Here is a 1,418-nt window from a genome sequence, read left to right as displayed (position 1 = left end):
TTTGATGAAATGCAGGAAATTGGCCATGAGCACGCCATCGAGCGCAGGCAAAGAGAGATCGCTCTTTCCCAGGTTCACAACCTCCTTGCGGATGGAGCCTGAGCCGTAATGTGGCCAACACCGCACAATTGGTTCATTACCACTTGGAGAATGGGTTCGCAACCAGATTTGCATTGAAGTATCGGGGATCGCCCGTCACTTCTTGATCGATCCAGCCCGGAAGCGTAACCGATTGAGTCTCGTCCTTGAGTTCGATTTCCGCTATGATCAGTCCCCGGTTGTCGCCCTCGAACTCGTCGATTTCCCACACCAGGCCTTCGTGCGAGACGCGATACCGGGTCTTTTCAATCAGCGGCCGCTCGCAAAGCCGATCAAGCATCTCGTTCGCGTCGGCAAGCGGGATTTCATACTCATACTCGGACCGGGTTGCTCCGACACTCTCTCCCTTGATAGTGATGAACCCCTTATCCCCTGTGGTTCGCACGCGAACCGTACGCTCTTTGACTGTGCTGAGATATCCTTGGCGGTAGCATTTCCCGCCGTCCTGGCCGCGCCAGGTATTGTCTTTGACTAGAAACTTGCGCTCGACCTCTTTCGCCATGTGATTCTCTCCAGCCTATCGTGATACATATTGCTGCTGCGAATCTACGCTGCCAAATCCAAAACGCGCGCGGCCTTCCTCGCTAGTATCTGGATGTCTATGAGACCGGAGCGGATCTTAGCGTTGCATCTGAGGGTATCGTCCCACACGGTAGATCCAATCTGCATCCGGAGGCCTCCCAGTACAGGCCTTCACCTCGGCTTTTGAGCCAAAGCGGATCTATTCGGTTGGCGATGAGAACGAAGAGAGACCTCACTGCCGGACAAGTATCTGCCCATGCGTTCAGTTCATGCCATATTCACGGTCTGAACGGCACTATGATGCTCATCGCATTGAAGTTCTTCGGGTGTGCGAAAAACCGCGGCCTCTCAACAACAGGCCGCACCTCCTGCACGCCTGACAAATGCTGCCAGACAATCAATGTGAGTGGTCCTAAAATGTCTGGATACCTAGGCCTCCGCCGTATACAAGAACCATCTCTTGTTCTTGAATGGAAGACGCGCCCCAAACCAAACACCCTCTAGGCGTGGACGAAAATACGCCACTCCATTGAACTTCTGACTCTTCACCCGGCCATCTCAAAAACGGGCCAGCAGCCGAGCTAGAAATGGTTCTCTCTCTGTCTCCTCTTCCTCTTGCGCAGCTGACTCTTTGTCAAGAATGTCAGACAGCTCTTCCTGCCCTGGAACAACCAGAACATCCAGAACAAGGCCGGCGGGTAACTCGCTCAAATTCATTTGCCTGCCGTCCGGGAACTCAAAGATGTCTAGTTTAGGCCGTTTAATCATTTTGAAAACCGCCTCTGTCTCGGAGCCGA

The 1,418-nt window shown here is 53.4% G+C and carries 2 protein-coding genes; both read right to left on the bottom strand.

What is annotated here, in order from left to right; translation table 11 throughout:
* Positions 1–136: 136 nt before the first annotated feature.
* Positions 137–601, bottom strand: a complete 465-nt coding sequence (locus Q363_RS31645) for a CYTH domain-containing protein (protein ID WP_035358764.1) — start codon at positions 599–601, stop codon at positions 137–139.
* A gap of 578 nt (positions 602–1,179) precedes the next feature.
* A partial coding sequence (locus tag Q363_RS31640; protein WP_035358763.1) for a hypothetical protein occupies positions 1,180–1,418 on the bottom strand: 239 nt, incomplete at its 5' end.

The sequence above is a fragment of the Edaphobacter aggregans DSM 19364 genome, assembly GCF_000745965.1.
In the GTDB taxonomy this organism is placed as follows: Bacteria; Acidobacteriota; Terriglobia; order Terriglobales; family Acidobacteriaceae; genus Edaphobacter; species Edaphobacter aggregans.
The sequence above is the reverse complement of the archived record's forward strand: the minus strand, read 5'-3'. Positions and strand labels throughout refer to the sequence as shown.